Genomic DNA, 26,317 nt, shown 5'->3' on the forward strand with positions numbered 1-26,317 from the left:
GCAATGAAAAAAAAACGGCGGCCGCCCGTGCTGGCGGCCGCCGGAAGGCTGTCAGTCGAGGGTTTCGACCAGCCGGCGCATGAGCTGCATCCGGGGCAGCAGCGACGAGATGTAGATGTGCTCGTTGAGCGTATGGACATGGTCGCCGTCGGGCCCAAGCCCGTCGAGGGTCGGGACCTTGGCGGCGATGAAGTTGGCGTCCGAGCCGCCGCCGGTGGTCTCGTCGATCAGCTCGAAACCGATCTCGGCGGCAAGCTCTGCCGCATGATCGAACAGGGCGGTGATGGCCGGCGTCTTCTCGAACGGCGGACGGTTCATGCCACCGGTCACCGTCACGGTGACATCCGGGGTCTTCGGCGTCAGGCCGGTGATGCGGGCGACCATTTCCTCCGCCGCCGCGACGCTCGGCACCCGCAGGTCGATTTCCGCGCTGGCATGTTGCGGCACCACGTTGGTTCCGCTGCCGCCGGTGATCTGGCCGACGTTGATGGTGATGTCCCGGTCATAGTCGGTCATCGCTTCCAGCGCGATGACCTGATGGGCCAGTTCGGTGACCGCGCTGCGTCCCTGCCAATGGCGGGCGCCGGCATGGGCCGGGCGGCCTTCGACGCGCAGGGTGAAGCGGCCGACGCCCTTGCGGGCGGTGACGATATGTCCGCCATTGCGTGCCGGCTCGGTGACGAGGGCGTATTTCGCGGTTTTCGCCTGCTCCTCGATCAGCCCCCGGGAGGTCGGGCTGCCGACTTCCTCGTCGGAGGTGAAGAGAATGCGCATCGGCAGGGCCGGGGCGGGAGCGCCGCCGGCAATCGCCGCCGTGATGGTGCGCATGGCCGCAAGCCCGTTGTAGGCGCCGCCCTTCATGTCGCAGATGCCCGGTCCATAGCAGGCATCGCCCTCAATGCGGATCGGCAGGTCCTTGTCGATGGTCCCCTTCGGGTGCACCGTGTCCAGATGGCTCAGGAACAGGATGCCGGGCTGGCTGTGGTCGCCCCAGGGCGAGCGCACCAGCAGATGGTCGCCATAGCCCGTGGCGCCGGGAAACCGCTCACAGGTGGCGCCGAAGGCCTCCGCCTCCTGGGTCACCAGATCCATCAGGCTGTTGATGCCGGTCACATCCGGTGTGTGCGTCTCGATACGAACCCATCTCAGCAATCCAGTCAGCAAGTCATCGGTCGACGGGTCCATGCCAGTCCTCTTCGCTCGTTCTGTGTTTTGAAAAAGGGTGTCAGGTGAGGGGCGTACCCTAGCGCGATGCGGGTGCGGGCGCGAGTGCGAACAGCACGAGGCGCAACATCATGGCCGGCCGCGCAGATCCATGCGGCGATCAAGCAGCACCCCGGTCAGGTGATCGGCGACGGCGCGCACCCGGGCGGACTGGATCAGGTCCGAATGTACCGCCAGCCAGATCGGCTGGTCGACGCCAAGATCGTCAAACAGACAGGTGAAGCCGGCTGGCCGGGCGAGGCTGTGCGGCAGGATGGCGAGCCCGAGCCCGGCGCTGACGGCGCTGATCTGGGCGGTGAGGGTGGTGGTCCTGAGCCGGCAGGGACGACCGCGCAGGCAACGCTCGATCCACTGCGCCGCCGGCAGGTGGCTGTAGTCCTCGGTCCAGCCGATGAAATCATCCTCCTCGAAACCGGCGCGTTCTTCTGAGCGGGCGCGCGTATCGAGATAGGCGGGTGCGCCATAAAGACCGAAACCGAGGGTGCCGAGCCGGCGGGTGGTGAGATGCCCCCGCTCCGGCTTGATCATGCGCACCGCCAGATCTGCGTCGCGGCGGTGAAGATTGATCGTGCGCACATCGGTGACGACATCGACCTGAAGGCCGGGATGGCGGGCGAACAGCGCAGGCAGGGACGGGACGATCAGTGAGGTTGCCAGATTTTCCGCCGTGGCGAGGCGAACATGGCCGCAAACCTGTCCCTGTCCGCGCGCGGCCTCGCCAAAGGCATGGCCGGCCTGTTCCAGTGCCTCGGCGCGGGGCACCAGGGCGGTGCCGTCATCGGTCAGCCGGTAGCCGCTCTGATGCCGGCTGAACAGCGGGACGGCGAGCGCGGTTTCCAACCGGTCGAGCCGCCGGGACACGGTGGCAAGTCCGAGACCGAGTGCGGCAGCGGCGCCGCTGAGCGTGCCCGCTCGGGCGATGGCGAGAAAGATCCGGGCGTCGTCCCAGCTCGGCTGATGCGTCGCTTGTTTTCCGAAATCGGAAATCGAACCGCCATGTATCGCTGTTTCTTTCATCTATCGAGGAAAGCATGATTGCGCCCTGTCGGACAAGGAGAAGATGGATGCAACGGCGAAAACTGGGAATGGATCTGGAGGTTTCGGCTCTTGGTCTCGGCTGCATGGGTATGAGCGAATTCTATGGGCCGCGCGATGATGAAGAGGCGCTGCGGGTGCTCGACCGGGCGCTGGAGCTCGGGATCGATTTCTTCGACACGGCCGACATGTACGGCCCTTTTCACAATGAGGAGCTGCTCGGCCGTTTTCTCGCCGACCGCCGCCCCGATGTGCGGCTCGCGACGAAATTCGGCATTGTTCGCAAGCCCGGCGAATATGCGCGCAGCATCGACAACAGCCCCGACTATGCGAGGGCCAGCTGCGAGGCCTCCCTGCGCCGGCTCGGGGTGGAGTGCATCGACCTTTATTACGTGCACCGGGTCGATCGCCAGCGGCCGATCGAGGAGACCATGGAGGGGCTTGCCGACCTGGTGCGCGCGGGCAAGATCGCGCGGATCGGCCTGTGCGAGGTCAGTGCGCAGACGTTGCGGCGGGCGCATGCGGTCCATCCGGTCAGCGCGGTGCAGACGGAGTATTCGCTCTGGACCCGGGATGTGGAACGCGAGGTGCTGCCGACATGCCGGGACCTGGGCATCGGCTTCGTGCCCTATTCGCCGCTCGGGCGCGGCTTTCTCACCGGACGGTTCCACAGTGGCGATGCTTTCGAGTCGGGCGATTTCCGCGCGGCGCTGCCGCGCTTTACCGACGCCAATATGGCGACCAACCGGCAATTGGTCGACGCGCTTGGCGCGGTCGCCGCGCGCAAGGACGCGACGACGGCGCAGGTGGCGATTGCCTGGCTTCTGGCACAAGGACCGGACATCGTGCCGATCCCCGGAACGAAGCGGCGCGCCTATCTGGAGGACAACGCGGCGGCGGCCTCCTTGGTGCTTGGCGCGGAAGACCTGGCCGAACTGGATACCCTGAGCGCACGGCTGCCGGTTGCCGGCGCCCGCTACACGGAAGAGGGGATGAAGGGGGTGAATGCCTGATGGACAGGGCTCGCCCCCGGCCAGCAATTGGGAGCGCTTGAAAAGAAAACCGCCGGTGCTTTTGGGCGCCGGCGGTTCAGGTTTGCCGAAAAGGTCGCGCTGATCCGATCAGGCAGCGCGCACGTCGTGCAGGAAGCGCTCCACCTCGGTCTTGAGGGCCGAAGCATCCCGGCTGACGGCGGTCGCCGCGTTGGTGACATCATTTGCCGCGGCTCGGGTCTCGTTGGCGGCATCGGAGACGCCGAGGATGTTGCCTGTCACGTCCTGGGTGCCGCGCGCGGCCTCTTCCACGTTGCGGGCGATCTCGCCGGTCGCCGCGCCCTGTTCCTCAACCGCTGCCGCAATTGCCGAGGCGATCGCGTTCATTTCCTCGACGATCTTGCCGATCGACTGTACCGCACCGACGGCGGTTTCCGTCTCGCGCTGGATCGAGCTGATCTGCGCGGTGATTTCCTCCGTGGCGTTCGAGGTCTGGCTGGCCAGCTCCTTCACCTCGGCGGCGACGACGGCAAAGCCACGCCCCGCGTCACCGGCGCGGGCGGCCTCAATGGTGGCGTTGAGCGCCAGAAGGTTGGTCTGCTCGGCAATGGCGGCGATCATGTTCACGACCTGGCCGATCTTCTCCGCCGCCTCGGCGAGGCCGTGGATCTGATGGTTGGTGCGCTCGGCCTCGGAGACGGCCTGCGAGGCGATCTCGGACGACTTGGAGACCTGGGATCCGATCTCCAGGATGGAGGAGCTGAGTTCCTCGGTCGCGGAAGCCACGGTCTGCACATTGGCGGCCGCCTGCTGGGCGGCTGAGGCGACGGTGGTCGCCCGGGCGTTGGTGTCGTCGGCGGTCTCCGACATGTTGCGGGCGTTGCGCTCCATATCGTCGGCGGAGGCGGTCACCGTCCGCAGCAGGGCGGCGGCGCTCTCATCGAAGCTCTGGGTCAGCGCCTGGATGCGCAGGGCGCGGGCATCGCGGGACTTCTGCTCGTCGGACTGGGCGGCGGACAGCTCCTGCGCGCGGATCATGTTGTCGCGGAAAACACCGGTCGCGGAGGCCATGTGGCCGATTTCGTCGTTGCGGCCTTCACCCGGGATCTCGATGTTCATCTGTCCATCGGCAAGCTGACGCATGGCATCGGTGATCGCCGCCAGCGGGCGGGTCACGCTGTTTGACAGAAAGAGCCCGGCGGCGATGATCAACGCCAGCATCGGCACCACCCACATGGCGGTACGGGTCATCTCTGCTGAAAACGCCTCGTTCACATCATCGACGTAAAGCGCCGAGGTGATGGTCCACTGCCAGGGCGCGAAACTCAGCGAATAGCTCACCTTCGGCGCGGGTTCGGTCTCGCCGAGACGGGGGAACACGAACTCCGTATAGCCACCGCCCCTTCGGGCCGCCTCAAGCTGGCCGACGACGAGTTCCACCCCATTGGCGTCCTTCATGCTGAGAAGGCTCTTGCCCTCGACTTCGGGGCTGGGATGCATCACGACGAAGCCTTCCCGCTCGGCACTGGAATCGATGACCAGGAAGTAGTCCGTCCCATTGTAGCGCAGCACGCGCAGCATATCGCGGGCAGCTTCCTGCGCCTGTTCCAGGGTCAGCTTGCCGGCCTTTGCATCCTCCGCCAGCTTCGTGATCAGGGAGTGGGCGGTCTCGACCTGCGAGCGCACCATGTCGCGGCGGCCTTCCATCATGGAGCCGTAGAACGTGTATGTCTGGACGCCGAGCACCAGAAGGAGCGCGGCAAGCGAGCCGGCAACCAGCACCAGCATTTTCTGTTTGATGGACATCGGGGAAGCGACCTCTTGAAACGAGCTATGTCGCCAGAAGACGTATTTCCTCTAAATCTTTGGTAAAAATTCTGAAGACTCAATTTTGTAACTACTTCGGCTTCTCCGGAGGTTCCCATGCGGAAGGTGTGGTTCGTCATTTCCTTGAAATAGGCGGTGTTCGGGACGCCGTGCGCGGACCGATGGTCGACGGGGCGCGCGCCGACGGCCGCGAAGCACCTTCGTCCGCGGCGCGTGCGGTAGACCATCCGATGCCAGAAACTGGCGCGTGTTTCCTGGCGATCACGTCCCGGATGGCCTTGCGGCGAGACGGCTGCGCCGCTATACGCATGCGGCAACCGGCCGCTGGCCGTTCGCCGCGGCTTCGTGCCCGGCGGCACGGCCCGCCGGATCTGGAATTCACGATTATCCGAGCCGGCCCACCGGTTTCGGCGCAACAGACCACAGGACAGCAGACCATGGCGATTGAACGCACCTTTTCGATGATCAAGCCGGACGCCACCAAGCGCAACCTGACGGGCGCCATCACGGCGAAGCTGGAAGAGGCCGGCCTGCGCGTCGTCGCTTCCAAGCGCGTGTGGATGTCCCGCCGCGAGGCCGAGGGCTTCTATGCGGTGCACAAGGATCGTCCGTTCTTCGGCGAGCTGGTCGAGTTCATGTCCTCCGCGCCGACCGTCGTGCAGGTGCTGGAAGGCGAGAACGCCGTTGCCAAGAATCGCGAAGTGATGGGCGCGACCAACCCGGCCGATGCTGCCGAGGGCACCATCCGCAAGACCTTCGCCCTGTCGATCGGCGAGAACTCGGTGCATGGTTCCGACGCTCCGGAGACCGCTGCCGAGGAGATCGCCTACTGGTTCTCCGAGACCGAGATCGTCGGCTAAGGCCTCTCGTCTCTCCGGCGGCGCGCCGCCGAACACATCCGATATGCACAAGGCCGGCCCGCAAGCCGGCCTTGTTGTGTTTTGGAAGGGGTGCGCCTGCGACAAGCCGGGGCTTGACAGGACAGGGTGCGCTGATGACCTTGCCGGTCCCCGCATTCCGTTTACGCAAGGTGGCTTGATGACCGCGCCCGTCCTGAAATCCTCCGCTTGCCCGCATGATTGCCCTTCCACTTGCGCGCTCGATGTGGAGCTTCTGGCCGATGGGCGGGTCGGGCGGCTGCGGGGCGCGCGCGGCAATGCCTATACCGCCGGTGTGATCTGCGCCAAGGTCGCGCGCTATGCGGACCGGCTCTATCATCCGGACCGGCTGCTGACGCCGCTGCGGCGGGTCGGCGCCAAGGGGGAAGGGCGGTTCGAGCCGATCTCCTGGGACGAGGCGCTCGATACGGTCGCCGAGCGCTTTCTCGCGGCTGAAGCCCGGCATGGCGCGGAGACGGTCTGGCCCTACCACTATGCCGGGACCATGGGGCTGGTGCAGCGCGATTCCATTCACCGGTTGCGGCACGCCAAGGGGTATTCGCGGCAGTTCGACACCATCTGTACCAATCCGGCCTGGACCGGGTTCATCGCCGGCACGGGGCGTCTTGCCGGTCCCGATCCGCGCGAAATGGCGGTGTCCGACCAGATCGTCATCTGGGGCACCAACCCTGTCTCCACCCAGGTCAATGTGATGACCCACGCGATGACCGCGCGCAAGAAACGCGGTGCGAAGATCATCGCGGTGGATGTCTATCGCACGCAGACGGTGAAACAGGCCGATCTAGGGCTTGTGCTCAAGCCGGGAACCGATGCGGCGCTTGCCTGCGCGGTGATGCATGTCCTGTTCCGCGACGATCTGGCGGACCGGGAGTATCTCGCCGCGCATACGGATTGTCCGCAGGAGCTGGAGGCGCATCTGGCGACCCGGACCCCGGAATGGGCGGCGGCGATCACCGGGCTGTCCACCGACGAGATCGAGCAGTTCGCGGCGATGGTCGGCCGGACCAAGAGGACCTACTTCCGGCTTGGTTACGGCTTCACCCGCTCGCGCAACGGGGTGGTGTCCATGCATGCGGCCTCATCCATTGCCGCGGTGACCGGCGCCTGGACCGTCGAAGGAGGCGGTGCGTTCCACAACAACGGCGCGATCTATCAGCTGGACAAGAGCCGGGTGGAGGCGCTTGACCTTTGCGACGGGCGCACCCGCCAGCTCGACCAGAGCCAGATCGGCCGGATTTTGACCGGCGATGCGGCGGCCCTGCAGGGCGGACCGCCGGTGACGGCGATGCTGATCCAGAACACCAATCCGGTCTCGGTCGCCCCGGAGCAGGAGTTGGTGAAGCAGGGCTTTGCCCGGGACGATCTGTTCGTCTGCGTCCATGAGCAGTTCATGACCGAAACGGCGAAGATGGCCGATATCGTGTTGCCGGCGACCCAGTTCCTGGAACACGACGATATCTACAAGGGCGGCGGACACCAGTATCTGATCCTCGGGCCGAAGGTGACCGACGGTCCCGGCGAGACCCGGGAGAATCTCGTCGTTCTCAACGAACTCGCCCGACGGCTTGGTGCCACCGAGCATCCCGGGTTCGAGATGGATGCCCGCGCCCATATCGACTGGATGCTGCAGGCCTCCGGTCTGGGTACGCTGGAGCGGATCGAGGCGAACCGCTGGATCGATTGCCAGCCGGACTTCGAGACCGCGCATTACCTCAAGGGCTTTGCCTGGCCGGATCGGCGGTTCCGGTTCAAGCCCGACTGGCCGAGCATTCCGGCGCCCAATGACGGGCCGATGGGGCCTTGGGCCGACCTTCCGGCCTTACCCGATTTCTGGCCGGTGATCGAGGAGGCCGACGAGGCCCATCCGTTCCGGCTGGTCACGGCGCCGGCGCGCTCCTTCCTCAACACCACCTTCAACAAGACGCCGGAATCCCTTGCCAAGGAAGGGAAACCGACTCTGATGATCCGGCCCGATGAGGCCGAACGCCTTGGCATCTCGGACGGTGCGGCGATCCTGGTCGGCAATCGGCGCGGCGCCGTCCGGTTGCAGGCCCGGCTGTTCGAGGGAGTGAAGCCGGGGGTGGTGATCGCCGAAGGCATCTGGCCGAACGACGCCTATCCGGATGGGCGCGGCATCAACACGCTGACCGGCGGCGATGCCGTCGCGCCCTATGGCGGGGCCGCCTTCCATGACACCGCCGTGTGGGTGCGGCTGGCCTGAGCGCCGTGCTTTTTGCGTTCGCGGTATGACGGTCAGGCGGTGTCGCGGGCCTGCCAGGCGCTGGGGCTCATGCCGGTGACGCGCGCGAACTCGCGGTTGAAGTTGGATTTCGTGTTGAAGCCGCTGGCCAGCATGGCGCCGGTGATGTTGTCGCCGGCACGTAGCCGCTCGCAGGCGTGGGCGATGCGAAAGCCATTCACGTAGCGCGAGACGTTGTCGCCGGTGGCGCGGTTGATGGCGGCGGAAAGCTGTTTGGCCGGCACCTGCAGCCGCCGGGCAAGGCGTGCGAGGGTCAAGCCAGGGTCGAGATAAAGCGTGCTGTCGCGCAGCAGGGCGTCGAGCCGGGCCATCAGGTCCTTGTCGGCGGCCGGGTCGCCCGCATCCGGACGCGGGGCTTGCGGGGCCGTGCGCTCCTCCGGAGCGCCGACGACGCTTTGTGACAGGCTGAGCAGGCCGATGCTGAAGAGGGCGGCGGACGACAGCAGGCTGACGATCCAGGGCTGAAGCCAGCCCCGGCCGGTGGCGAGGGCAATGGCGATGAGTCCATCGCTGACGGCCGACAGGATCAGCGCGAGGGCAATGGCGCTCCAGACGAGGCTGGGCAGAGGGCCGGTTTCAAGGCGCATCAGCGGCAACCCATCCGGCCCCTGCCGGAGCCGCAGCAGGATCGCCCCGCCATAGGCGAGGAAGACCGCCGGGACGACGACATCCAGCGTGTCCGGCGCGAAGGCCATGCAGAAGGCGGTGAACACCGGCACGGCGAGATGGACGGCATCGCGCGCGGGATCGAAAGCACGAATGGCGGTTGCCTGAAAGGCGACCCAGGCAAGCGGCGGGATCAGCGTCGCCGTGATCGGCTGAACCGCCAGCAAGGCGGCGATTCCATAGTGCTGATGCAGCGAGACCACCACACCTTGCAAGGCGCAGACGGCGAGCAGCGCGCAAAAGAGATGAGGGCGATCTCCGGTCAGCAGAGCGCGCAGAAACAGAAAACCCAGAACGAGGGCAACGATCATCGGGATCGGCAGGGCAAGCATGGGCGGCCTTCGGTTGTTTCCGTCTGAATAGTCCGAAATCCGGTTTCGGGCGACCTGATACCGGTTTGAGGACGCCAAATGGATGGGATGGAGGTTCTTTCGCTGGAGTGTTTTCAGTCGAAAGGAGCTTCCGATGAAACGTCTGCTGCTTGCCGTCTCTCTTGTTTCGAGCCTCGCGCTGCCGTCGGCTGCCGCCGAACCGAAGATGGAACCGATCGCCGGATACGACCGGCTGGAGGTTGACGCGCCGCACCGCGCCCGGCCGCTCGATGCTTCGCTCTGGTATCCGGCGGGGCGGCGGACCTATCGCGGGTTGATCGGCGACAATGCGGTGTTCAAGGGCTCCTCCGGGCTTGTCGGCGCGGCCATTGCCGAGGGGCGGTTTCCGCTGGTGGTGCTGTCGCATGGCTCCGGCGGCAATATGGACGCAATCTCGTGGATTTCCTCGGGGCTGGCGCTGCGCGGCGCCATGGTGCTTGCGGTCAATCACCCGGGCAGCACCTCCGGCGATTCCTCGCCGCGCCGCTCCCTGCGGCTGGATGAGCGTGCGGCGGATCTGACCACCGCGCTGGATCACCTACTGGCCGAGCCGGAATTCGCACGCCATGTCGACGCCGCCCGCATCGCCTCGCTGGGGTTTTCGCTCGGCGGGGCGACGGCGCTCAACCTGGCCGGCGCCCGGTGGGACCGGGAGGCTTATCGCACCTATTGCGCGCGCATGGGCGATCTGGCCGAGGACTGCGTCTTCTTTGCCAAGGGGGGCGTGGATGTGGCGGCCCTGCCGGACGGGTTTGCGGCGGAGATGCGTGATCCGCGCATCAGCGCGGCCATTGCCGTTGATCCGGGCATGAGCTATGCGATCACCGAGGCGAGCGCTGCGGAGCTCTCCATGCCAGTGCTGCTGATCAGCCTGGGGGAGAAGAATCTCTGGAAGGCGGCGGATGTCGGACCGGCGGGAAGCAACCTCGCCGGGCGTCTCGCCAATGCCCGGCACGCGGTGGTCAAGCCGGCGCATCACTTCACCTTCCTGGCCGAGTGCAAGCCGGAAGGGGCGGCGGTGCTGGCCGAGGAGCAGGACGATCCGGTGTGTGACGACCCGGAGGGCACGGACCGCGCCCGCATTCATGCCGAGATCATCGACCAGATCGCCGACTTCATGGGGCTTTGACGACAGCGAGGCCGGGCGCGCATCGCCGCGCCCGGCCAGTGATGCACCAAGCCCCGTGAGGGGCGTCCTCCCGGACGAAGCGCTAGCGAAGATCCGGGAACGGCGAGCCACGGCCTTTCGGTTCCAGCCCTATGAAAACGCCCGCCTTTCGGCTCCCCGATCCCGGCTCGGGGGCGGGGATGACGCCGAGGCGCGTTCGTCCGGCCTCATTTTGTCGGCGGCAGTAACTCAGGCGGCTTCCGGCAGCATCGCGGCGGCGCCGAATACCGTTTCCTCGACCCGGCGGACATAGGCGCTGAAGGCGGGGATGGCGGCGGCGTGGCGCTGCAGCGGCGATTGGAGTTCCGGGCAGAGGATGTTGATCAGAAGCCCGGCGAGGGTTGCGTCGATGGTCGTCGGCCGGTCGGCGAGAAAGAACGGCTTGTCGTCGAGGACGGCGGCAATGGCATCGAGATCGCGGCGGCCGAACTCATAGATCGCCTCAGGGGCGTGCCGGCCCAGCCCCTGATGATAGAGCGCCTGGCCCACGGTTTCTCGCACCTCTGCGAGAATACCCGCCCGGGCCGGCGCGGGCAGGAAGCCGAGCACCTTGTCGCGCATCACAGCTTCGTTCGCCGGTTCGATCCAGCGACTGTAGACGAGGCACCAGCGCAGGTGTTCCTCGGCCATGCGTCGGAACGCCTCGGCGGTGGCCATCTCATAGGCTGTCAAACTTCTGTCTGCATCGAGGCCATGGTGCTGTTCCAGATGCTGCTGGATCAGCGAGCTGTCGGGAATGAGCCGGTCGCCATCCTTCAGCACCGGCACCTTGCCATGGGGCAACAGGGCCTCTTCCGGGGCCTGCTTGCTGTAGTCGAGCCCGGCAAGCGCGAGCAGGACCTCGGCCTTGTAGCCAAAGGGAGACAGGCTGCGCAGGCCGAAGGTGGAGGGAAAATCGATCAGGACAAGCATGGGGTTACTCCCGGTGTGACGTTGCGATGGGCTTGTGATAGAGCAAGGCCGCTGACAGCATGGTGTCAGCATCAAACACAGCGCCATGACGAAACGGCAGGGAGGAACGGGAATGCGCCGCGCAGACAGGTTGTTGCAGATCATCCAGATCCTGCGTCGGGCTCGCGGACCGGTCAGCGGCGGGGCGATGGCGCGCGAGCTTGAAGTATCCTTGCGCACGCTCTATCGCGACATGGTGGCGCTGGAAGCGTCCGGCGTGCCGGTGCGGGGGGAAGCGGGCCTCGGCTATGTGCTGGAAGAGGGCTACGACCTTCCGCCGTTGATGTTCACCGCCGAGGAGCTGGAAACGGTGATGCTGGGCCTGCGCATGGCCGAGGCCAAGGGCGATGCGGCGCTTGGCCGGGCCGCGCGCGATGCGGTGGCGAAGATCGCCGCCGTGCTGCCGGAGGGGCTGCGCGGCCCGTTCATCGACGCGCCGCTTTATGCGCCGTCGCCAGCGTTGGTGCCCGCCGATATCATCGACCCCGCGCTGTTGCGCGAGGCGCTGCGTAGCGAACGCAAGGTCGAGATCCTCTATCAGGTGCCGGACCGGGTGCCGGAACGACGGGTGGTCTGGCCCATCGTGCTGGCGTTTTTCGAGCGGGCGCGGGTGATGGCCGCCTATTGCGAGCTGCGCCAGGATTTCCGCAACTTCCGCACCGACCGGATGCTGGAGCTGAAGGTGCTCGACAGCCGCTCGCCCCGGCCGCGCAAGCGGCTTTACGCCGAATGGTGGCGCCAGATCCGCGCGGGCGGGGAAGAGGGGAACTCTTGCGTGCCACAGCCCGGACCGGCCACGGCAGGCGTGACCGGGCAAGCTGCGGGAGGACGTTAGCTGTCGCTGCCGGATGGGCTGACGAACCGCCGGCTTGCGGCATCGGTGGCCGTGTCGGCGGTCAACACCCGGTTGCCCTCGATCCGGGTGCGGCCGGAGGCGACGAGCGCCAACGCCTGCGGGTAGATCTCATGCTCCACCGTCAGCACACGGGCGGCGAGGGTCGCTTCCGTGTCGTCATCGAGAACGGCAACGGCCCCTTGTACGACGATAGGCCCTGCATCCATTTCGCTGCGGACAAAATGAACGGTGGCGCCATGCAGCTTGCAGCCATCGGCCAGCGCCCTGGCGTGGGTGTCGAGCCCCTTGAACGCGGGCAGGAGGGCCGGATGGATGTTGAGCAGCCGATCACGCCAGCGGTCGACGAACCAGGGCGTGAGCAGGCGCATGAAGCCGGCAAGGCACACGAGCTCGATCCGCGCCTCGCGCAGCACCGCATCGAGCCGCTCCTCGAAGGCCTGGCGTCCGGAAAAGGCGCGATGGGCGACGGTCTCGGTGGCGATCCCCACAGCCTCAGCCCGCTCCAGCGCCGGGGCGCCGGGTACGTTGGCGACCACAAGCACGATCTCCGCCGGATAGGCAGGGTCGGCGGCGGCGGCCAGCAGCGACACCATGTTGCTGCCGCGCCCGGAGACAAGCACGGCCGTGCGTTTGCGAGCGGAAGAGGTCACAGGGTCAGCGCGCCGTCGAACACGACCGCGTCCTCTTCGGGGGCTCCGGCCACGCGCGCTTCCAGCGCACCGAGGCGAACGACGGTCTCGCCGGCTCCCTCCAGGGTGGCGGTGACCGCGTCGACGGCGTCGGCGGCAACCGCGACAACCATGCCGATGCCGCAGTTGAAGGTGCGCAGCATCTCCGCTTCGGCCACGCCGCCGGTGCGGGCGAGCCACTGGAAGACCGGCGGCACGGAAATCGCCGCAAGGTCGATGCGCGCGGCAAGCCCCTCGGGCAGCACCCGGGGCAGGTTTTCCGGCAGACCGCCGCCGGTGATATGCGCCAGCGCCTTGATGCCGTCACCGGCGGCGAGCGTCGCAAGCAGCGATTTGACGTAGATCCGGGTCGGGGTCATCAGCGCGGCGCCGAGCGAGGTGTCAGCGGCGAAGGGGGCGGGGTCGGCCCAGCCGAGACCGCTGCGCTCAACGATACGGCGCACCAAGGAGAAGCCGTTGGAGTGAACGCCGGTGGAGGCGAGGCCGAGCAGAACGTCGCCTTCGGCAAGATCGCCGCGCGGCAGCAGGCGGCCACGCTCGGCGGCGCCGACGGCAAAGCCGGCCAGATCGTAGTCGCCGCTGGCGTACATGCCCGGCATTTCCGCCGTCTCACCGCCGATCAGCGCGCAGCCGGCGAGGCGGCAACCATCGGCGATGCCCTTGACCACCGCCGTCGCCGTCTCCAGATCGAGGGCGCCGCAGGCGTAATAGTCGAGGAAGAAAAGGGGTTCCGCGCCTTGAACGACGAGATCGTTGACGCACATGGCGACAAGGTCGATGCCGACGGTGGCATGCTGGCCGCTGTCGATGGCGATCTTCAGCTTGGTGCCGACGCCGTCATTGGCGGCGACCAGCACCGGATCGGAGAACCCCGCCGCCTTCAGGTCGAACAGGCCGCCGAAGCCGCCGATGTCGCTGTCCGCGCCGGGCCGGGCCGTCGCCTTGACATGCGGCTTGATGCGCTTGACGAGCGTATTGCCCGCATCAATATCCACTCCGGCGTCGGCATAGGTCATCCCGTTGCCGCCGGTTGTTGGCGCCTGGCTCATGATGTCGTCTCCAAGTCCCGATTTGGGCGGGCATACAAACACAGAAAGACCGGAATGCAAGAAAAACCGGGCGTCCTGTTCACAACCTTCGACCGTGTGATGCCGTGACCTTGCCAAACCTGATTACCTTGGTTCGGCTGGCCCTGGTGCCGGTGATCGTCTGGTTGATCGCTGAGGACCGGTTCGGACCCGCGTTCTGGCTGTTCGTTCTGTCCGGAATTTCGGACGGTGTCGATGGCTATATCGCGCGCCGCTTCGCGATGCAAAGTGCCTTGGGCGCCTTCCTTGATCCGCTGGCTGACAAGGCGCTGTTGCTGTCGGTGTTCGCAGCCCTTTATCTGTCCGGCCTGCTGCCGCTGTGGTTGCTGGTGGCGGTGGTGCTGCGCGATCTTCTGATCATGGGCGCCATCGGCCTTTCGGAGCTGATCGGCCGGCGGGTGACGATCAAGCCGCTTCTGATCGGCAAGGCAACCACCGTGATGCAGATCGGGTTGGCGGCAACCTTGCTCGCAAAGACGGCGTTTACCATCGACCTTCCCGTATTTGAAAACTGCCTGATGCTGGGGACCGGCGGCTTGACGCTCCTGTCCGGGGCTGCCTATCTGCTGAGTTGGATCCGGCATCTGCGGATGGCGGAGCGAAAGACCGGCTAACTTCGGGAACCGCCGGGCGCGCGCTGACGCCGGCACCGGCCATCGGAAAACTTGCGGGGACAGAGCATCGTGTCGTTGAAACGGCAAATCTATTTCTGGCTGGGGTCGCTGGCGCTGTTCGCCGGCTTCATTTACCTGTTCAGCCCGATCCTGTTGCCGTTCATCGCCGGCATGGCGCTGGCCTATCTGCTCGATCCGATCGCCGACCGGCTGGAGCGCCTGGGCATGGGGCGGCTGCTGGCCACCGTGACCATCCTCCTGCTGTTCGTTGTCGCCTTCGCGCTGGTGTTGCTCCTGCTTCTGCCGGTGCTGGGCGGTCAGCTCGCCGGGTTCCTTGAGGCCATTCCCGGCCTTGTCGGCGCATTGCAGACGCTGGTGATGGAAAACTTCGGCGATCAGTTGCGGGCCATCTCCGGCATTGGCGGCGAGGAGCTGAAATCGAGCGTCGGTGCTCTGCTCGGTGAAGGGGCAGGCTGGATCGGCGGGCTGGTGAAATCGGTCTGGAGCGGGGGGCAGGCGCTGCTGTCGCTCGCCGCGCTGTTTGTGGTGACGCCGGTGGTAGCGTTCTATCTGCTGCTCGATTGGGACCGGATGGTCGCGCGGATCGACGGCTGGTTGCCGCTGCATCACCGCGAGGTGATCCGCGCGCTGGCCCGGGACATGGACAGGGCCGTTGCCGGGTTCGTGCGCGGGCAGGTGAGCGTCTGCGTTCTGCTCGGTCTGTTCTATGCCATTGGCCTTGCCGTCGTCGGGCTCAACTTCGGCCTCTTGATCGGCATCGGCGCCGGCCTCGTCAGCTTCATTCCCTATGTGGGCGCGACCCTTGGGCTGGTGGTCTCGCTCGGGGTGGCGCTGGTGCAGTTCTGGCCGGACTGGATGTCGATCGGGTTGGTGATGCTGGTGTTCGGCGCCGGACAGTTTCTGGAAGGCAATGTGCTGCAGCCCAAGCTGGTCGGCGGCAATGTGGGCCTCCATCCGGTGTGGCTGATGTTCGCGCTATTCGCCTTCGGCTATCTGTTCGGCTTCGTCGGCATGTTGATCGCGGTTCCCGCCGCAGCGGTGATCGGGGTGCTGACCCGGTTCGCCCTGGCGCAATACATGGCAAGTTCCCTCTACTATGGCCCGGGTGGCCGGCCGCTCGTTGAGGGCGATGAGGAGGGCTCCGATGTCTGAGCGGGCCAATGGACCCCGGCAGTTGCCGCTGGTGTTGCCGCATGAAGCGGCCCGGGGGCGGGAAGACTTTCTCCATGGCGCCTCCAACGAGGCGGCCTTCCGCTTCATCGATTCCTGGCCGAACTGGGCGGCGCCGGTCGCCATTCTCGCCGGTCCGGTGGGGGTGGGCAAAACCCATCTGGTTAATGTCTGGCACGAGGCCAGCGGCTGCGCGGTGATCGCCGCGTCCGATCTGACCGGCGACAAGGTGTCGGAACTGGTCGAAGCGGGGGCCGTCGCGGTCGAGGATGCCCATGAGGGGCTTGATGAGAACGCCCTGTTCCATCTGCTCAACGCGGCGCGTGAGCGCGGGGCGCTGGTGCTCGTGACCGCGCGTACCTGGCCGCGCAGCTGGGGGCTGAAGCTGCCCGATCTCGCCTCGCGTCTGCGCGCGGCAACGCCGATCGAAATGGCCGAGCCGGATGACGATCTGCTCCGGCGGGTGCTGGTCAAGCTGTTCGCCGACCGCCAGGTGTTCGTCGATCCGGCGGTGATCGAGTTCCTCGCCGTGCGCATGGAGCGTTCCATCGCCGCCGCGCAGGTGCTGGTGGATGCGCTCGACCGGGCAGCCCTGTCGGTGGGGCGCCGGATCACCCGGCCGCTGGCCGCCGAGGTGCTGGAAGCGATGGAGGGCGAGTCGCGGCAAGGCTAGGTGGCGCAGACCGCTCATCGCACGCAGATCCGCCCTTTGGCCTTTTCGAATGAACGTCGAGAGAGGCGCGAATGCGCAAATCCGCGTTCACATGAGCGCCTTTTTCCTGGAAACGACCGGAGCGATGCAAATCCGTCAAACCCGTCCTATAAGGTGATGGCCGAGCGGCGTTTTGAGGCGCCCGGCACGACGGCTGACAGGAGACAGGCATGAACGAGATTGACGCGCACGCACCGACCCCGGCGGAGAACGGCGAGACGGATGCGCATGAAGCCGTCTCGGATGCCGCCGAGGCGCTGTCCGGTCACCCCAGCCGGTTCATCAATCGCGAGCTGTCCTGGCTGCAGTTCAATCGCCGGGTGCTGGAGGAGGCGGAAAACATTTCGCATCCGGCGTTGGAGCGCCTGCGCTTCCTGTCGATTTCGGCCAACAATCTCGATGAGTTCTTCATGGTCCGCGTCGCTGGCCTGCGCGCCCAGCAGCGCGAGGGGGTGACTACCCGCTCCGACGATGGGCTGACGCCGACCGAGCAGCTTGAGAAGATCTCCGCCGCCGTGCTGGCGCTGCAAAGCGAACAGCAGGCGGTGTGGCTGGAAATGCGCAAGGTTCTTGCCGGCGAAGGGGTGGTCATCGTCGATGGGCCGGACCTGTCGGACAGCGACCGGCAATGGCTGCAGGAATATTTCCTGTCGCACATTTTCCCGGTGCTGACGCCTTTGGCGATCGACCCGGCGCATCCGTTTCCGTTCATCGCCAATCTCGGCTTTTCGCTGGTGCTGGAGCTGGTCGCGGAGAAGGGCGGGCGCGGCATGACGGCGCTGTTGCGCATTCCCAGCCAGGTGGAGCGCTTCGTTCGTCTGCCGGCGAACGAGACGGGCGAGGTCAGCCGCTTCATTCCCATCGAGACCGCCGTCGGCCTGTTCATCACCCGGCTGTTCCCCGGCTATGAGATTCGCGGCAAGGGCGCCTTCCGGGTCATTCGCGATTCCGATCTGGAAATCGAGGAAGAGGCGGAAGATCTGGTCCGGCTGTTCGAAAGCGCGCTCAAGCGGCGGCGCCGCGGCTCGGTGATCCGGCTGGAGATCGAGGCGACCACGCCGGCCTCCTTGCGCGAGTTCGTGGCCGAGGCGCTGGACGTCACCGGCGACGAGACCTTCCTGGTGAACGGGCTGCTGGCGCTCAACAACCTGTCGCAGCTCGTCTCCATCGATCGGGACGATCTGAAGTTCGAGCCCTACACCCCGCGTTTCCCGGAACGGATCCGCGAGCATGGCGGCGATTGTTTCGCCGCGATCCAGCAGAAGGATCTGATCGTCCATCACCCGTACGAATCCTTCGACGTGGTGGTGCAATATCTGCGTCAGGCGGCGCAGGACCCGGATGTGGTGGCGATCAAGCAGACCCTGTACCGCACCTCCAACAACTCGCCGATCGTCAAGGCGCTGGCGGAAGCGGCGGAAAGCGGCAAGTCGGTGACCGCGCTGGTGGAGCTGAAGGCCCGGTTCGACGAGGAGGCCAACATCCGCTGGGCGCGGGATCTGGAGCGGGCCGGCGTGCAGGTGGTGTTCGGCTTTCTGGAGCTGAAGACCCACGCCAAGCTCTCCATGGTGGTGCGGCGCGAGCATGGCGAATTGCGCACCTACTGCCATATCGGCACCGGTAATTATCACCCCATCACCGCCCGCATCTATACGGACCTGTCCTATTTCACCGCCGATCCGCAGATCGGCCGGGAGGCGGCGAAGATCTTCAACTACATCACCGGCTACGCCGAGCCGGTGAAGCTGGAGAAGATGATGGTGTCGCCGGTCGCCCTGCGCCACGACATCACCGCGATGATCGCGGCGGAAGCGGAGCATGCGCGGGCCGGACGGCCGGCGCAGATCTGGATGAAGATGAACTCGCTGGTCGATCCGCAGATCATCGACGCGCTCTATGCCGCCAGCCAGGCCGGGGTGCAGGTGGATCTGGTCATTCGCGGCATCTGCTGCCTGCGTCCGGGCATTCCGGGCCTGTCGGAGAACATCCGCGCCAAGTCGATCGTCGGCCGTTTCCTGGAGCACAGCCGGATTTTCTGCTTCGGCAACGGTCACGGGCTTCCCTCGCCGAAGGCGGTCGTTTATATCGGCTCGGCGGATCTGATGCCGCGCAACATTGATCGTCGGGTCGAGGCCCTGGCACCGTTGCTGACCGCAACGGTGCATGAACAGGTGCTCGATCAGATCATGGTGGCGAACCTGAAGGACAACCAGCAGAGCTGGCGTCTGCTCGCGGATGGAGGACATGAGCGCGTGAAGCTGTCTCGGGGCGAGAAGCGCTTTAACGCTCATCAGTACTTCATGACCAATCCCTCACTCTCCGGCCGGGGCAAATCCTTGCGCAACCATTCACCGAAATCTTTTGTGGAGCCCAGGAAGCGTGGCTGACAACACGCCTGGACGTGTCATTCGTGGCCGGTTGAACGGCAGCGGTCCCATCGCCGTCATCGACATCGGATCGAACTCGATCCGGCTGGTCGTCTATGAGCGGCAGGCCCGCACGCCGACGGTTCTTTTCAATGAGAAGGTGCTCGCCGGGCTCGGTCGCGGTCTTGCCGCCAGCGGGCGCCTGTCCGAGACCGCCGTGGAGATGGCGCACAAGGCGCTGGTGCGGTTTCGCCGGCTGTGCGACCAGCTCGGGGTCGACAATCTCAACATCCTGGCGACGGCGGCCACTCGCGACGCGGAAAACGGCGCGGAGTTCATCGACGGCGTGCAGAAAATCTGCCGGACGCCGGTGCGCCTGCTGTCGGGCAAGGACGAGGCGCGGCTCGCCGCGCTTGGTATCGTTTGCGGCATGTGGCGACCGGATGGCATCGTCGGCGACCTTGGCGGCGGCAGCCTCGAACTGGTCGAGTTGACCGGCAGCACCATCGGCCGGGGGCAGACGCTGCCGCTCGGTGGCATCCGTCTGCAGGAAGAGGCGGGCGGCAAGCTGGCGCGGGCGCAAAAGCTCACCGAACAGGCGCTCTCAGGGGTGGAATGGTTGCCGGTCGGGTCCGGCAAGCCGTTTTATGCCGTTGGCGGCACCTGGCGTTCGCTGGCCCGTCTGCACCTGTTCCAGAACGGCTATCCGCTCAATGTCATGCATGACTATGCGATCGAGGCGGAGGAGGCGATCGAGTTCTGCCAGATCGTCGCCCGGCGCAATCCGGACAGCCTCGACATGATCGACGTGGTCTCCCGCGCCCGCCGGCCGCTCCTCGCCTATGGCGCGACGGTGATGGAACACGTGTTGCGGCGGAGCGGGGCCGACCGGGTGGTGATGTCGGCGCTCGGTCTGCGCGAAGGGCTGCTCTACGACCTTCTCAGCGAGGAGATCCGGGCGCAGGATCCGCTGGTGGAAGCGGCGCGGGAACTCTCGCTGTTGCGCTCGCGCTCGCCCGATTACGCCGAAGAGCTGGTGGTGTGGACCGACCGTCTGTTTCCCACCGTGGGGATCGACGAGACCGAATACGAACGGCGGCTGCGTACGGCGGGGTGCCTCCTGTCGGACATCGGCTGGCGCGCCCATCCCGACTATCGCGGCGAGCAGAGCCTGAACATCATTTCCAATGCGGGTTTTGTTGGCATCGACCACGCGGGACGGGCTTATCTGGCCCTGTCCGTCTTCTATCGCCATCAGGGGCTGATCGACGACAGTCTCAGCCCGCGCATTCGCGAACTGGCGCACACCCGGCTGAAGGAGCGCGCGCGGCTTCTGGGCGGCGCCTTGCGGCTCGCCTCGGTGCTGAGCGCCTCGGTCGATGGCATTCTGCCGCAGATCGGCATGGCGGTGGAGAAGGGCGAACTCGTCCTGCGTCTGCCCGGCGAGCTGGCGGCGCTGGACGGCGAGCGCCTGAGCAAGCGGGCCAACCAGTTCAGCCGTCTGCTCGGCCTGCGCAGCCGCATCGAGGCGGTCATCTGACCGTCTTCAGACGGCTGGCAAAGGGCAACGGCGCGTCCCGGCGTCATCAACTCATTGTGCGGCGAATTCGTCTCTCATGCGCGCTTTGCGGGGGACGATGTTCCTTGCGTATGATCGAAGTCGATGCCCCGTGCCTCTGCGTCCTCCTGGCCCCCGAGGCGGGATTGGGGCGCCGAAAGATGGGGCTGGAACCGGGAGACCGTGCCGCCCCGATCCCGGATCTCCGCTTTGCTCCGTCCGGGAGGACGCGGAGAGTGGGGCTGTGTCGTCACATTCGACGCGGTCATCTGAGCGGCCGGCAAATCTGACCGTATGGCAAATCGGGCGCCGCCGGCATTTTGCGTCGGCGGCGCCCGGGATGCGTCGATTGCTCTTCAGAGCTTCACCGAAGAGCCGTTATTCGGCAGAGGATTTCTGGCGGCTGCGCCGCTTGCCCCGTCCCTTGGACGGCTGCTCGCTGACGACCGGTTCGCCCTGCTCGACGGCGACGATCCGCCGGCCGTTGAAGGCAAGCGCCATCTCGCCGCGCTTCAGCTTGAGCGCGACCTCGCCGAACAGCTCCCGGCGCCAGCCTTTCAGGGCCCCCACATCGGCGTCGTCGTCGGCGGCGATCTTTTCCAGATCCTCCACCGTGGCGATCACCTTGGCGGCTACCCCATGGGCTTCGCTGACCAGCTTCAAGAGCACCTTCAGAAGATCGACCGCGGCGGCCGAGCCATCGGGCGCGGACCGGCCCTTGGGCACTTCCGGAAGCTGGTCCTTGGGCAGATCGAGCGCCCGCTTGACGGCGGCAAGGATATCCTCCGCCGTGCGTGAGCGCTCAAAGCCGCGCGGAATGGTGCGCAGGGCGCCAAGGGCGCTGACCGTCGTCGGCTGCTGGGCGGCGATCTCGTAGATCGCGTCGTCCTTGATGATGCGGTTGCGCGGCACGTTGCGCGAATGGGCCTCGCGCTCCCGCCAGGCGGCGACTTCCTGCAGCACGGCGAATTCGATCGGCTTGCGCACCCGGAGCTTGAGCCGGCGCCAAGCGTTTTCCGGCTCGCTGCGGTAGGTGTCTTCGGAGGTCAGCACCTCCATTTCGTCACCGACCCAATGGGAGCGGCCCTGCTCGGCGAGATTCGCCTTCAGGAAGCTGTAGACGTCGCGCAGATGGGTCACATCGGCGAGCGCGTAGTCGAGCTGCTTGGTGGTCAGCGGCCGGCGCGCCCAGTCGGTGAAGCGGGACGACTTGTCGATCCGCTTGTCGGTGATGCGCTGTACGAGCTGGTCGTAGGAGATCGAATCGCCGAAGCCGCAGACCATTGCCGCGACCTGGGTATCGAACACGGGGTGGGGGATGAAACCGCCGAGGTGATAGACGATTTCGATGTCCTGCCGGGCCGCGTGGAACACCTTGATGACGCTTTCATCGCGCATCAGGTCGAAGAACGGGGCAAGGTCAAGACCTTCCGCCAGAGCATCGACGATCACCGCTTCTTCCGGGCTGGCCATCTGGACGACGCAGAGCTTCGGCCAGAAGGTGGTTTCGCGCAGGAATTCGGTATCGACCGTGACGAAGTCATGGCGGGCAAGACGTTGGCAAACGTCGGCGAGGTCGGAGGTGCTGGTTACGATCTGCATGTTGATCGCGACGTATATCCCAGCTTTTTCATCTTGTCGCCACGAAACCGCCATGAGTTGCGGTCAGGCAGATTTTTCTTCGAAACTGTGTCCCGGCTGCCAGACCGGGCGAGCGGCGTCCAAGTGGATCGACCGTGCCGTATCCTTGACTTTGCGGCGCTCCCGTGGCTTGTGCACCCGGCGCAGGAATGCGCCGGTCACCCGTTTTTCCAAGTCAGGCCATCGAGGAAATAATGCATCGCTATCGCAGCCACACGTGCGGGGAACTGCGCGAAGACCATGTCGGTGAAACCGCGCGCCTGTCCGGCTGGGTTCATCGTGTGCGCGATCATGGCGGCTTGCTGTTCATCGATCTGCGCGATCACTATGGCATTACCCAATGCGTGGTCGATCCCGATTCGCCGGCCTTTGCCAAGGCCGAGGCGGTCCGTGCCGAATGGTGCGTGCGCATCGATGGCGAGATCAAGCGGCGCGATGCCGAGGTCATCAACGAGAATCTGCCGACGGGGCACATCGAGCTCTTCATTCGCGATCTGGAAGTGCTGGGCGATGCGCGCGAGTTGCCGCTGCCGGTGTTCGCCGAGCCGGAGTATCCGGAAGACATTCGCCTGACCTACCGGTTCCTGGACCTGCGCCGTGAGACGCTGCACCAGAACATCATGACCCGGTCGAAGATCATCGCCTCCCTGCGCCGCCGCATGGAAGGGGTGGGCTTTGCCGAGTTCCAGACGCCGATCCTGACGGCCTCCTCGCCGGAGGGTGCCCGCGACTTCCTCGTGCCCTCGCGCCTGCATCCGGGCAAGTTCTACGCGCTGCCGCAGGCACCGCAGCAGTTCAAGCAGCTGCTGATGGTGTCGGGCTTCGACCGCTATTTCCAGATCGCGCCGTGTTTCCGCGACGAGGATCCGCGCGCCGACCGCCTGCCGGGCGAGTTCTATCAGCTTGACGTCGAGATGAGCTTCGTCGAGCAGGAGGACGTGTTCACGTCGATGGAGCCGGTCATTCGCGGCGTCTTCGAGGAGTTTGCCGAGGGCAAGCCGGTCAGCGAGACCTTCGCCCGCATTCCCTATGCTGAGGCGATCCGCAAATATGGCAGCGACAAGCCGGACCTGCGCAACCCGATCGAGATGCAGGACGTGGGCGAGCATTTCGCCGGCTCCGGCTTCAAGATCTTCGCGCGGATGCTGGAAGACCCGAAGAATGCGGTCTGGGCGATCCCGGCAAAGACCGGCGGTAGCCGGGCCTTCTGCGACCGGATGAACTCCTGGGCGCAGGGCGAAGGCCAGCCGGGCCTTGGCTATATCTTCTGGCGTCAGGAAGGCGAGACGGTGGAAGGCGCCGGTCCGCTGGCCAAGAACATCGGCCCGGAGCGCACCGAGGCGATCCGCCAGCAGCTCGGCCTGGAAGCAGGCGATGCGGCGTTCTTCGTCGCCGGCGATCCGAAGAAGTTCGCCGATTTTGCCGGCAAGGCCCGGACCCGCGCCGGCGAGGAGCTCGATCTGGTCGACCGCGACCGGTTCGAGCTGGCCTGGATCGTCGATTTCCCGATGTACGAATGGGACGAGGACGAGAAGAAGGTCGATTTCTCGCACAATCCGTTCTCCATGCCCCAGGGCGGCCTGGAAGGGCTTGAAACCACCGATCCGCTGGAACTGAACGCCTGGCAGTACGACATCGTCTGCAACGGCTACGAGATCGCCTCCGGCGCGATCCGGAACCACAAGCCGGAGATCATGAAGCGTGCCTTCGAGATCGCCGGCTATGACGAGGCGGTGCTGGAAGAGCGCTTCGGCGGCATGTACCGGGCTTTCCAGTATGGCGCGCCGCCGCATGGTGGCATGGCCGCCGGCATCGACCGGATCGTCATGCTGCTGGTCGGCGCGAAGAACCTGCGCGAGGTCACGCTGTTCCCGATGAACCAGCAGGCGCAGGACCTCTTGATGGGCGCGCCGTCCGACGTGTTCCCGAGCCAGTTGCGCGATCTGCATATCCGGCTCAACCTGCCGGAAAACGGCTGACCCGGATGACCGGTTCACGGCACGCCGGCCGATTGGGGCCGGTATGCCGGTGGCCGGTCGCGACCGGATCCATTGCGCAACGAGGCATGGTCACGTGTTGAAGCGGATCGAACGCCTGCTGTTTGGCGATACGGAAGGGGCGCTCTTCCTGATCCGCCGCCTGGTGATGGAAAACGCCAGGGCTTTTGCCTGGCAGTATGCGCTTGCCTTTGTCTTCATGGGGGTGATCGCGGCGACCACCGCCGCCAGCGCCTGGATCATGCGGGACATCATCAATCAGGTGTTCCTGGAACGGAACGCCACGATGGTGCTGGTGATCGCCGGTGTCGTGCTGGTGATCTTTTCCCTTAAAGGCGCGGCCACTTATGGCCAGATGGTGGTGCTTGGGCGGATCGGCAATGCGATCGTCGCCGCCACCCAGCGCCGGTTGTTCGAGACGATCACCCGGCAGGACGTGGCCTTCTTCGAAAGCTCCGGTCTTGGCGATCTGGCCACCCGCCTGTCGCACAATGCCGCTGCGGCGCGGGCCGCGCTCGACATGGTGGTGACCGCGGTCGGCCGCGATCTGCTGACCGTCATTGCCCTTGTCGCGGTGATGGTGGCGCAGGATCCGGTGATGAGCCTCATTGCGCTGGTGATCGCACCGCCGGCGATCCTGCTTGTCGGCGGGCTGGTTCGCCGGGTGCGCCGGGTCGCCAAGTCGCAGTTCGTCTCGCTGTCGCGGATCCTGTCGGTGTCGCAGGAGACCGTGACTGGCATCCGGACCGTCAAGGCGTTCGGCGCCGAAGACCGGATGCGGGCCGACATGAATGCGGCTGTCGCGGAGGTGGAACGGCAGTCGAACAAGATCGTCCGCCTGACGGCGCGCACCTCGCCGGTGATGGAAACCCTCGGCGGTGTGGCGATCGCGCTGGTCATTCTCTATGGCGGCTATGCGGTGATCGAGCTGGGAAGCGATCCGGGGGCGTTCTTCGCCTTCATCACCGCGCTGCTTCTGGCCTATGATCCGGCCCGCCGGCTGGCCCGGCTCAACGTCAACCTGTCCAACAATCTGGTTGGCGTGCGGTTGATGTACGAGGTGCTGGATCGGGCGGTGGGGGAAACCGAGACGGCAGGCTCCGCGCCGCTCGCCGTGCCGCAAGGGCGCGTCACTTTTGAGGATGTCCGCTTTCACTACGGCGAGGCGCCGGCGCTCGATGGTCTGTCCTTCGACGCGCGGCCGGGCGAGATCACCGCGCTGGTCGGTCCGTCAGGGGCGGGCAAGTCGACGGTCTTCGGCCTGCTGGAGCGGTTCTATACGCCCAACGCGGGGGCGATCCGCATCGACGGGCAGGATATCCGCGCCGCCGACACCGCCTCGGTGCGGGCGGCACTGGCCTTCGTGTCGCAGGATACCTTCCTGTTCAACACCACCGTGCGCGAGAATATCGCCATGGGACGGCCCGGCGCGGATGAGGCGGCCATTCGTCAGGCGGCCATTGAGGCCAATGCCCATGAGTTCATCATGGCGCTGGATCAGGGCTACGACAGCGAAGTGGGCGAGGGCGGCGGGCGCCTGTCCGGCGGTCAGCGCCAGCGGATCGCCATTGCCCGGGCCTTGCTGCGCGATGCGCCGATCCTGTTGCTGGACGAGGCAACCTCGGCGCTCGATTCAGAATCGGAAGCCAAGGTTCAGGCGGCGCTCGCCAATCTGATGCGCGGCCGCACCACCCTTGTCATCGCCCACCGGCTGGCGACGGTACGCGAGGCGGCGCAGATCGTTGTCATGGACCGGGGACGTGTGGTGGAGCGCGGCTCTCATGCGGAGCTCAATGCACGCGATGGCCTCTACCGGCGCCTGTGCGATCTGCAGTTCAACGGGAACGGCAACGGCGCCTCCTGAGCGGTGCGCCCGATCCTCCAGACACGACTGATACGTTTCCGCTTTGGTTCTTTTTATCTTGCGCGCGCCGAAGTGTCGGCAAGGGCGCGGGCACCCGGGTCTTGTCTCGCCCCATGCACAAAAAAACGCCGCCGGTGGGAGCCGGCGGCGCGAGTGTGATGCCAAAGCCCCGAAAGAGGCGTCTTCCCGGACGACGCGCACGCGGAGATCCGGGATCGGCGAGGCACGGCCTGTCGGTTCAGCCCCATGAAAACGCGTGTCTTCTGGCTCTCCGAGCCCGGGTCGCGCTAGAGCTTGCCCGGGGGGGCGCTGGCGGTGGCGTTTGCATAGGCGGTGTTTCCGGACGCA

General features: G+C 66.0%; 20 protein-coding genes. 12 read left to right on the forward strand and 8 right to left on the reverse strand.

Features of this window, described 5'->3' with window-relative positions:
- Nucleotides 1–51: 51 nt before the first annotated feature.
- On the reverse strand, nucleotides 52–1,185 hold the full coding sequence (locus LC062_RS00625; RefSeq protein ID WP_224909109.1) for a M20 family metallopeptidase: 1,134 nt from the start codon (nucleotides 1,183–1,185) through the stop codon (nucleotides 52–54).
- Between the two features lie 108 nt (nucleotides 1,186–1,293).
- Nucleotides 1,294–2,241: a LysR family transcriptional regulator gene (locus tag LC062_RS00630; RefSeq protein WP_224909110.1), complete on the reverse strand. Its 948-nt coding sequence runs from the start codon at nucleotides 2,239–2,241 to the stop codon at nucleotides 1,294–1,296.
- A gap of 47 nt (nucleotides 2,242–2,288) precedes the next feature.
- Here LC062_RS00630 and LC062_RS00635 point away from each other — a divergent pair, with 47 nt between their 5' ends.
- Nucleotides 2,289–3,272: an aldo/keto reductase gene (locus tag LC062_RS00635; protein WP_224909111.1), complete on the forward strand. Its 984-nt coding sequence runs from the start codon at nucleotides 2,289–2,291 to the stop codon at nucleotides 3,270–3,272.
- A 108-nt stretch (nucleotides 3,273–3,380) separates the two neighbouring features.
- Here the strand turns inward: LC062_RS00635 and LC062_RS00640 are convergent, their stop codons facing one another.
- Nucleotides 3,381–5,057 carry a methyl-accepting chemotaxis protein gene (locus LC062_RS00640; RefSeq protein ID WP_224909112.1) on the reverse strand — a complete coding sequence of 559 codons (1,677 nt, stop codon included), beginning with the start codon at nucleotides 5,055–5,057 and terminating at the stop codon, nucleotides 3,381–3,383.
- A 458-nt stretch (nucleotides 5,058–5,515) separates the two neighbouring features.
- On the opposite strand from LC062_RS00640, the gene ndk reads away from it, so the two are divergent.
- Both ndk and LC062_RS00650 read left to right on the forward strand, forming a co-directional pair.
- Complete coding sequence (ndk, locus tag LC062_RS00645) at nucleotides 5,516–5,938, forward strand: nucleoside-diphosphate kinase (protein WP_224909113.1); 423 nt, start codon at nucleotides 5,516–5,518, stop codon at nucleotides 5,936–5,938.
- Nucleotides 5,939–6,116: 178 nt separating this feature from the next.
- Nucleotides 6,117–8,198, forward strand: coding sequence for a molybdopterin-containing oxidoreductase family protein (locus LC062_RS00650; protein WP_224909114.1), 2,082 nt, complete (start codon nucleotides 6,117–6,119; stop codon nucleotides 8,196–8,198).
- Between the two features lie 32 nt (nucleotides 8,199–8,230).
- On the opposite strand, the gene LC062_RS00655 is transcribed toward LC062_RS00650, so the two are convergent.
- Entirely contained in the window at nucleotides 8,231–9,235 is a 1,005-nt protein-coding gene (locus LC062_RS00655) for a helix-turn-helix domain-containing protein (protein ID WP_224909115.1), read from the reverse strand.
- Between the two features lie 133 nt (nucleotides 9,236–9,368).
- Between LC062_RS00655 and LC062_RS00660 the strand changes: the two genes are divergently transcribed.
- Nucleotides 9,369–10,403, forward strand: a complete 1,035-nt coding sequence (locus tag LC062_RS00660) for an alpha/beta hydrolase family protein (protein WP_224909116.1) — start codon at nucleotides 9,369–9,371, stop codon at nucleotides 10,401–10,403.
- Nucleotides 10,404–10,631: 228 nt separating this feature from the next.
- Here the strand turns inward: LC062_RS00660 and LC062_RS00665 are convergent, their stop codons facing one another.
- On the reverse strand, nucleotides 10,632–11,354 hold the full coding sequence (locus LC062_RS00665; protein ID WP_224909117.1) for a glutathione S-transferase family protein: 723 nt from the start codon (nucleotides 11,352–11,354) through the stop codon (nucleotides 10,632–10,634).
- A gap of 112 nt (nucleotides 11,355–11,466) precedes the next feature.
- Here LC062_RS00665 and LC062_RS00670 point away from each other — a divergent pair, with 112 nt between their 5' ends.
- Complete coding sequence (locus tag LC062_RS00670) at nucleotides 11,467–12,228, forward strand: helix-turn-helix transcriptional regulator (protein ID WP_224909118.1); 762 nt, start codon at nucleotides 11,467–11,469, stop codon at nucleotides 12,226–12,228.
- Here LC062_RS00670 and purN read toward each other — a convergent pair.
- Nucleotides 12,225–12,899, reverse strand: a complete 675-nt coding sequence (purN, locus tag LC062_RS00675; protein ID WP_224909119.1) for a phosphoribosylglycinamide formyltransferase — start codon at nucleotides 12,897–12,899, stop codon at nucleotides 12,225–12,227. The two genes, LC062_RS00670 and purN, sit on opposite strands and share 4 nt — an antisense overlap.
- Nucleotides 12,896–13,987 carry a phosphoribosylformylglycinamidine cyclo-ligase gene (gene purM, locus LC062_RS00680; protein ID WP_224909120.1) on the reverse strand — a complete coding sequence of 364 codons (1,092 nt, stop codon included), beginning with the start codon at nucleotides 13,985–13,987 and terminating at the stop codon, nucleotides 12,896–12,898. Before purM ends, purN begins: the two co-directional genes overlap by 4 nt.
- A gap of 104 nt (nucleotides 13,988–14,091) precedes the next feature.
- Between purM and LC062_RS00685 the strand changes: the two genes are divergently transcribed.
- The 5 genes from LC062_RS00685 to LC062_RS00705 all read left to right on the forward strand — a co-directional run bounded on the left by LC062_RS00685 (nucleotide 14,092) and on the right by LC062_RS00705 (nucleotide 20,449).
- A complete protein-coding gene (locus LC062_RS00685) occupies nucleotides 14,092–14,640 on the forward strand; it encodes a CDP-alcohol phosphatidyltransferase family protein (RefSeq protein ID WP_224909121.1) in 549 nt (182 codons plus the stop codon).
- 69 nt (nucleotides 14,641–14,709) lie between these two features.
- Nucleotides 14,710–15,813 (forward strand): AI-2E family transporter, encoded by a 1,104-nt coding sequence (locus tag LC062_RS00690; protein WP_224909122.1) that lies wholly within the window; start codon nucleotides 14,710–14,712, stop codon nucleotides 15,811–15,813.
- Nucleotides 15,806–16,504 (forward strand): HdaA/DnaA family protein, encoded by a 699-nt coding sequence (locus tag LC062_RS00695; protein ID WP_181761508.1) that lies wholly within the window; start codon nucleotides 15,806–15,808, stop codon nucleotides 16,502–16,504. Before LC062_RS00690 ends, LC062_RS00695 begins: the two co-directional genes overlap by 8 nt.
- 209 nt (nucleotides 16,505–16,713) lie before the next feature.
- Complete coding sequence (locus LC062_RS00700; protein ID WP_224909123.1) at nucleotides 16,714–18,930, forward strand: RNA degradosome polyphosphate kinase; 2,217 nt, start codon at nucleotides 16,714–16,716, stop codon at nucleotides 18,928–18,930.
- Entirely contained in the window at nucleotides 18,923–20,449 is a 1,527-nt protein-coding gene (locus LC062_RS00705; RefSeq protein ID WP_224909124.1) for a Ppx/GppA phosphatase family protein, read from the forward strand. The genes LC062_RS00700 and LC062_RS00705 overlap by 8 nt, the downstream gene beginning before the upstream one ends.
- A 396-nt stretch (nucleotides 20,450–20,845) precedes the next feature.
- Here the strand turns inward: LC062_RS00705 and rnd are convergent, their stop codons facing one another.
- Nucleotides 20,846–22,069, reverse strand: coding sequence for a ribonuclease D (rnd, locus tag LC062_RS00710; RefSeq protein ID WP_224909125.1), 1,224 nt, complete (start codon nucleotides 22,067–22,069; stop codon nucleotides 20,846–20,848).
- 233 nt (nucleotides 22,070–22,302) lie between these two features.
- Here rnd and aspS point away from each other — a divergent pair, with 233 nt between their 5' ends.
- Both aspS and LC062_RS00720 read left to right on the forward strand, forming a co-directional pair.
- On the forward strand, nucleotides 22,303–24,087 hold the full coding sequence (gene aspS, locus LC062_RS00715) for an aspartate--tRNA ligase (RefSeq protein ID WP_224909126.1): 1,785 nt from the start codon (nucleotides 22,303–22,305) through the stop codon (nucleotides 24,085–24,087).
- Nucleotides 24,088–24,181: 94 nt separating this feature from the next.
- Nucleotides 24,182–25,969, forward strand: coding sequence for an ABC transporter ATP-binding protein (locus LC062_RS00720; protein WP_318246083.1), 1,788 nt, complete (start codon nucleotides 24,182–24,184; stop codon nucleotides 25,967–25,969).
- The last annotated feature ends 348 nt before the right edge of the window (nucleotides 25,970–26,317 follow it).

This window comes from Stappia indica, assembly GCF_020177335.1.
GTDB lineage: Bacteria > Pseudomonadota > Alphaproteobacteria > Rhizobiales > Stappiaceae > Stappia > Stappia indica_B.

Excerpts from the sequence above, each read along its gene's own strand:
- LC062_RS00630 (WP_224909110.1), bottom strand. The coding sequence starts at position 2,241 with ATGAAAGAAACAGCGATACATGGCGGTTCGATTTCCGATTTCGGAAAA.
- LC062_RS00700 (WP_224909123.1), top strand. The coding sequence starts at position 16,714 with ATGAACGAGATTGACGCGCACGCACCGACCCCGGCGGAGAACGGCGAG.
- LC062_RS00635 (WP_224909111.1), top strand. The coding sequence starts at position 2,289 with ATGCAACGGCGAAAACTGGGAATGGATCTGGAGGTTTCGGCTCTTGGT.
- ndk (WP_224909113.1), top strand. The coding sequence starts at position 5,516 with ATGGCGATTGAACGCACCTTTTCGATGATCAAGCCGGACGCCACCAAG.
- LC062_RS00640 (WP_224909112.1), bottom strand. The coding sequence starts at position 5,057 with ATGTCCATCAAACAGAAAATGCTGGTGCTGGTTGCCGGCTCGCTTGCC.
- LC062_RS00655 (WP_224909115.1), bottom strand. The coding sequence starts at position 9,235 with ATGCTTGCCCTGCCGATCCCGATGATCGTTGCCCTCGTTCTGGGTTTT.
- LC062_RS00625 (WP_224909109.1), bottom strand. The coding sequence starts at position 1,185 with ATGGACCCGTCGACCGATGACTTGCTGACTGGATTGCTGAGATGGGTT.
- LC062_RS00695 (WP_181761508.1), top strand. The coding sequence starts at position 15,806 with ATGTCTGAGCGGGCCAATGGACCCCGGCAGTTGCCGCTGGTGTTGCCG.
- LC062_RS00660 (WP_224909116.1), top strand. The coding sequence starts at position 9,369 with ATGAAACGTCTGCTGCTTGCCGTCTCTCTTGTTTCGAGCCTCGCGCTG.
- LC062_RS00670 (WP_224909118.1), top strand. The coding sequence starts at position 11,467 with ATGCGCCGCGCAGACAGGTTGTTGCAGATCATCCAGATCCTGCGTCGG.
- aspS (WP_224909126.1), top strand. The coding sequence starts at position 22,303 with ATGCATCGCTATCGCAGCCACACGTGCGGGGAACTGCGCGAAGACCAT.
- LC062_RS00665 (WP_224909117.1), bottom strand. The coding sequence starts at position 11,354 with ATGCTTGTCCTGATCGATTTTCCCTCCACCTTCGGCCTGCGCAGCCTG.
- rnd (WP_224909125.1), bottom strand. The coding sequence starts at position 22,069 with ATGCAGATCGTAACCAGCACCTCCGACCTCGCCGACGTTTGCCAACGT.
- LC062_RS00650 (WP_224909114.1), top strand. The coding sequence starts at position 6,117 with ATGACCGCGCCCGTCCTGAAATCCTCCGCTTGCCCGCATGATTGCCCT.
- purM (WP_224909120.1), bottom strand. The coding sequence starts at position 13,987 with ATGAGCCAGGCGCCAACAACCGGCGGCAACGGGATGACCTATGCCGAC.